Raw genomic sequence first — 4,999 nt, 5'->3', positions numbered from 1 at the left:
CGCCAAGGCCGGTGCCGATCGATCCAAGGAGAAGGGCAAGGACGAGGGTTCGACCATCACATCCAAGATCCGCTCGCTGCTGGTCGGCGCGAGCGTGGTCGTGATCGTGCTCGGCACCTTCAAGATGGCCATGAACCTGCTCGATGGCGGCAGCGCGCCGGCGCCGCAGGCGATGCAGGACGTTCCGAGCGAGCCGGCGCCGCAGCCCGCACCGCCGCCTGCGGAGAGCAAGCCCGCCGCGCCCGAGCAGATTACGCCGTCGATGACCTCGCCGACACCGATCGGACGGCAGTCCCAGAACAATGCCGCGCCGTTGCCGGCCACGAGTCCCGGCGGCTCGGCCTCGGTCGAAATTCCGCCCGCGCCTGCCACGGCCGCGCCGCCGGCTTCCGGCGAGGTCACCGGCGCGCTGTCGGGCACGAGCCGCGCCAGGCTGGGCCTCGTCCAGGTGCCGCCGAGCGAAAGACTGCCCGACGCCATCGGCGGCCCGGCCCTGCGCACCGCCGCGATGAAGGGCGATGCGACCGCGGCCTACGAGGTCGCGCTGCGCTTTGCCGAGGGTAAGGGCGTCGCGACGAATTACGACGAAGCCGCCAAATGGTACGACCGTGCCGCGCAGGCCGGCGTGGTGCCCGCCACCTTCCGCCTCGGCACGCTCTACGAAAAGGGCCTGGGGGTGAAGAAGGACGCCGACATCGCCCGCCGCTACTACACCCAGGCGGCCGAGCGCGGCAACGCCAAGGCGATGCACAATCTCGCGGTGCTCGACGCAGATGGCGGCGGACGCGGTGCGAACTACAAGAGCGCGGCGCACTGGTTCCGCAAAGCGGCCGATCGCGGCGTCGCCGACAGCCAGTTCAACCTCGGCATCCTCTATGCCCGCGGCATCGGCGTCGAACAGAACCTCGCCGAATCCTACAAATGGTTCAGCCTGGCGGCCGCCCAGGGCGACACCGATGCGTCCGGCAAGCGCGACGACGTCGCCAAGCGTCTCGACCCGCAATCGCTCGCCGCCGCCAAGCTCGCGATCCAGACCTTCAGCGCCGAGCCGCAGCCCGACGATGCCGTCAACGTCGCGACGCCGAACGGCGGCTGGGACAGCGCGCCGCAGGCGAGCGCCAAGCCGGCGGCGAAGGCGGTTGCGACGAAGCGGTCGGCCTCAGCGGCGCATTGAAATCTCTCCCCTCATGGTGAGGAGCGCGCCCTCGCGCGCGTCTCGAACCATGCAGGCCCCGCCTCTCGGTCCGGGCCTCGCCCTTCGAGACGCCTGCTGCGCAGGCTCCTCAGGGTGAGGAGCAAAAGCGTCGATGCCGACGCCGCGTTCATTCACCACGTGGAAATTTCCCGGTCCCTCCGGCTGACGAATTCCGCTATGGAAGGACGCGGCAATCGTTCCGGCCCTCCGGCGGGCATTGCGCGTTCATCGATCCGTCTCGCCGGAGCGTGGTCCTTCGATGCAGCTCTATCTTCCGATCGCCGATCTTCCGGTCAACGTCCTGCTGGTGCTGGCGATGGGCGCCGCAGTCGGGTTCGTGTCCGGCATGTTCGGAATCGGCGGCGGCTTCCTGATGACGCCGCTGCTGATCTTCATCGGCATCACGCCGGCGGTCGCGGTCGCGTCCGTGGCGAGCCATATCGCGGCCTCGTCCTTTTCCGGCGCGCTCTCATATTGGCGGCGGCGCGCGATCGATCCGGCGCTGGCGGGCGTGCTGCTCTGCGGCGGCGTCACCGGGACGACGCTCGGCGTGTGGGCCTTCACCCAGCTGCGCGCGCTCGGCCAGCTCGACCTCATGATCGCGCTCTCCTACGTCGTGCTGCTCACCACGGTCGGCAGCCTGATGTTCTCAGAAGGCCTGCGCGCCTTGATGCGGACCCGGCGCGGCGCGCTGCCGCCGCGCCGAACGCACAACTGGATCCACGGCCTGCCGCTGAAGATGCGGTTCAAGCGGTCCAAGATCTATCTCTCGGTCATTCCGGTCGTGGTCGTCGGCATCCTGATCGGCTTCATCGGCGCCATCATGGGTATCGGCGGCGGCTTCATCCTGGTGCCGATCATGATCTATCTGCTGCGGGTGCCGACCTCCACGGTGATCGGGACCTCGATGGTGCTGACGCTGGTCACCATGCTGTTCGCGACCATGCTGCACGCCGTCACCAACCACCTGGTCGACGCCGTGCTGGCGCTGATCCTGATGATCGGCGGCGTCACCGGCGCCCAGTTCGGCGCCCGCGCCGGCCAGAAGATCCGCGGCGAGCAGCTGCGGCTTCTGCTCGGGCTGCTGATTCTCTCGGTCGGCATCCGCTTCGCGATCGAGCTGGTGATCCAGCCCTCGGACCTCTTCACCATCCGCGAGCTCGGAGCGAGCGGATGATGCGCACGTTGCTCGCCATCGTTCTGATCCTGCTGCTCGGCGGCGCCGCGCGGGCCGAGCGGCTGATCGTGTCGGTTTCCAATCACCGCGTCACGGTGACGCCGGACTATTCCGGCGAGGAGCTGGTGCTGTTCGGATCGGTCGAGAAGGACGCGACGACGCCGGCCGACCGCACGGCCTACGATCTCGTCGTCACCGTGAAGGGCCCCCGTGCCGACATGGTGACGCGGCGGAAGGAACGCACCTTCGGCATCTGGATCAACTCCGACTACCGGCAGTTCCTGCAGGTCCCGAGCTATCTGGCGCTGTTCGCCAACCGTCCCTTCGACGCCATCACCTCGCCGGAGATCGCGCGGCGGCAGCAGATCGGGCTCAACAACGTGCTGCTGACGCAGCGTGTCAGCGGCGATTTCGCCGACGTGGTGCCGAACGATGCGTTTCGCTCGGCCTTCATCCGCCTGCGCACCCAGCGCGGCCTCTATCGCGAGGACGGAAGCGCGGTGACGTTCCTGACGCCGACGCTGTTCCGGACCGGCATCCCGCTGCCGGCGGAGGTGCCGATCGGGACCTACGAGGTCGAGATCAAGCTGTTCGCGAACGGAGCGTTCATCGGCAAGACCGAGACCGCGTTCGAGATCGTCAAGGTCGGCTTCGAGCAGTTCGTCGCGACGACCGCGCGGAACAACGGGTTCCTGTACGGTCTCGCCACCGTGGCGATGGCACTGATGACGGGCTGGATGGCGTCGATCGTGTTCAGGAAGGATTGAGGGGCGCATACTGCCTCGTCGCCGCCATGGCCGGGTCAAGCCCGGCCATGACGACGGCTGAGCTCACGCCGCCGCCTTCGCCGGCCGCGTCACCAGGTAGATGCCGAGCGCGACCGGGATGATGCCGAGGAGATCGCGCGCCTCGACCTGCTCGCCGAGCACGAGGAACGCGAACAGCATGCCGAGCGGCGGCATCAGGAAATGATAGGCGCTGGCGGCGGTGGCGCCGCACACCTTCAGCAGATGAAACCAGAGCCAGTAGGCAAGGATCGAGCCGCCGAGCACGAGGAAGGCGAACGCGCCGATCAGGCTCGGCGTATAGTCGATCGCCTGGACATCGGCGAAAATGAGCGCGATCGGCGCGAGCACGATGCCGGCGGCGAGGTTCTGCACGCCGTTGCCGATCCACAAGGAGCCCCTCGGCGCGAGGAGCTTGAACAGGATGGTGCCGGTAACGATGGAGGCGAGTGAGGCCAGCGTGAAGACGATGCCGTGCAGGCTGTCCGTGCCGACCGAGAGGCGGTGCCAGACGATCGCGGTCACGCCTACGACACCGAGCAGGAGGCCGCTTGCCTTACGCAAGGTCATGCCTTCGCCGAGCAGCAGCGCGGCGAGGCCGGCGGTGAACACGGGATTGGCCGACACGATCAGGCCGCCGAGACCGGCCGAGACCGATTGCAGGCCGGTATAGCCGAGGCCGAGATAGAGCGCGTTGTTGGCGATGCCGAGCACGGCGAAGATCGCTGCATCGCGCCACGACAAGGACCAGGCTTCGCCGCGGATCAGCGTCGCCCCGAGGATCAGGACCCCGGCGAGCGAGAAACGCGCCGCCAGCAGGATCAGCGGCGGGCAATGGGTGACGCCGATCTTGCCGGCGACGAAGGCGTAGCTCCAGAGCAGGCAGAACAGGCCGATCGCCAGCGGCAATGTGTTGAAGCGGCTGCGAGGGGTGGGAAGCGAGGTCGCGAGCGACATGAGGGCATTCTCGGATGTTTTTCTTCTGCCCTCGATCTAGGGAGCCCGCTTGTCATTTGGAAATTAAATGATTAACTCGATATAAGTGGATTTTCGAATGTAGGCGACCATGCTCGATCTCGAACTACTGCGCAGCTTCGTTTCGGTGGTGGAGTCCGGCGGCTTCACCCGCGCCGGAGCGCGCGTCCACCGCACGCAGTCGACGGTGAGCCAACAGATCAAACGGCTGGAGGAGGATGTCGGCCAGGTCCTGCTGCACCGCGACGGCAAGGACGTGCGCCCGACCGAGGCCGGCGAGCGCCTCTTGTCCTATGCGCGGCGGCTGCTCTCGCTCGCCGAGGAGGCGCGCGACGTGTTGCGGCAGCCGGGCGGCGAAGGCGCGATCCGGCTCGGCATTCCCGAGGATTTTGCGGCCTACCGGCTGGCGAAATTGCTGGGCGCGTTCTCGCGCTCGCATCCGGGATTGCGGCTCGACGTGCGCGCCGACCAGAGCAAGCATCTCGCCCGCGACCTCGAACGCGGCGAGCTCGACCTTGCGCTGTACAAGCGCGAGGCCGGCGCGAAGGACGCCATCGCGGTGTGGCCGGAGCGGGTGCACTGGGTCACCAGCAAGAGCCATCCGATCGATGTCGACGTCCCCTCGGTGCCGTTGATCGGCTTTCCACTCGGCTGCATCTATCGCGCCGGCGCCATCCATGCGCTCGAAAGCGCCGGCCGTGCCTGGCACACCGCCTATACGTCATCGAGTCTCGCCGGCATCCAGGCCGCGGTCGCCGCCGGCATGGGCCTCAGCATCCTGTCGGAGATGGCGATCCAGTCCGACCACCGCGTGCTGACCGTGAAAGACGGCTTTGCGCCGATCAACAAAACCGAGGTCGCGCTGAT

At 67.6% G+C, this 4,999-nt stretch carries 5 protein-coding genes; 4 read left to right on the top strand and 1 reads right to left on the bottom strand.

The window, feature by feature from the left end; genetic code table 11:
- The 3 genes from JHD07_RS24015 to JHD07_RS24005 form a co-directional block, all read left to right on the top strand.
- Positions 1 to 1,174, top strand: a 1,174-nt coding sequence (locus JHD07_RS24015) for a tetratricopeptide repeat protein (protein WP_291626562.1), incomplete at its 5' end; no start/stop codon positions are given.
- Positions 1,175 to 1,454: 280 nt separating this feature from the next.
- Complete coding sequence (locus JHD07_RS24010) at positions 1,455 to 2,372, top strand: sulfite exporter TauE/SafE family protein (RefSeq protein ID WP_291626561.1); 918 nt, start codon at positions 1,455 to 1,457, stop codon at positions 2,370 to 2,372.
- Entirely contained in the window at positions 2,369 to 3,139 is a 771-nt protein-coding gene (locus JHD07_RS24005; RefSeq protein ID WP_291626560.1) for a TIGR02186 family protein, read from the top strand. Before JHD07_RS24010 ends, JHD07_RS24005 begins: the two co-directional genes overlap by 4 nt.
- Before the next feature lie 63 nt (positions 3,140 to 3,202).
- Here the strand turns inward: JHD07_RS24005 and JHD07_RS24000 are convergent, their stop codons facing one another.
- Positions 3,203 to 4,114, bottom strand: a complete 912-nt coding sequence (locus JHD07_RS24000) for a DMT family transporter (protein ID WP_291626559.1) — start codon at positions 4,112 to 4,114, stop codon at positions 3,203 to 3,205.
- A 109-nt stretch (positions 4,115 to 4,223) separates the two neighbouring features.
- Here JHD07_RS24000 and JHD07_RS23995 point away from each other — a divergent pair.
- On the top strand, positions 4,224 to 4,999 hold a 776-nt coding region (locus JHD07_RS23995; RefSeq protein ID WP_291626557.1), incomplete at its 3' end, for a LysR family transcriptional regulator.

This window comes from Bradyrhizobium sp. (assembly GCF_016462955.1).
Classification (GTDB): domain Bacteria; phylum Pseudomonadota; class Alphaproteobacteria; order Rhizobiales; family Xanthobacteraceae; genus Bradyrhizobium.
This window is presented reverse-complemented; position numbering and strand designations above follow the sequence as displayed.

Bases quoted from the DNA above. Each gene is read 5' to 3' on its own strand.
- JHD07_RS24000 (WP_291626559.1), bottom strand. From the start codon at position 4,114: ATGTCGCTCGCGACCTCGCTTCCCACCCCTCGCAGCCGCTTCAACACA.
- JHD07_RS24005 (WP_291626560.1), top strand. From the start codon at position 2,369: ATGATGCGCACGTTGCTCGCCATCGTTCTGATCCTGCTGCTCGGCGGC.
- JHD07_RS24010 (WP_291626561.1), top strand. From the start codon at position 1,455: ATGCAGCTCTATCTTCCGATCGCCGATCTTCCGGTCAACGTCCTGCTG.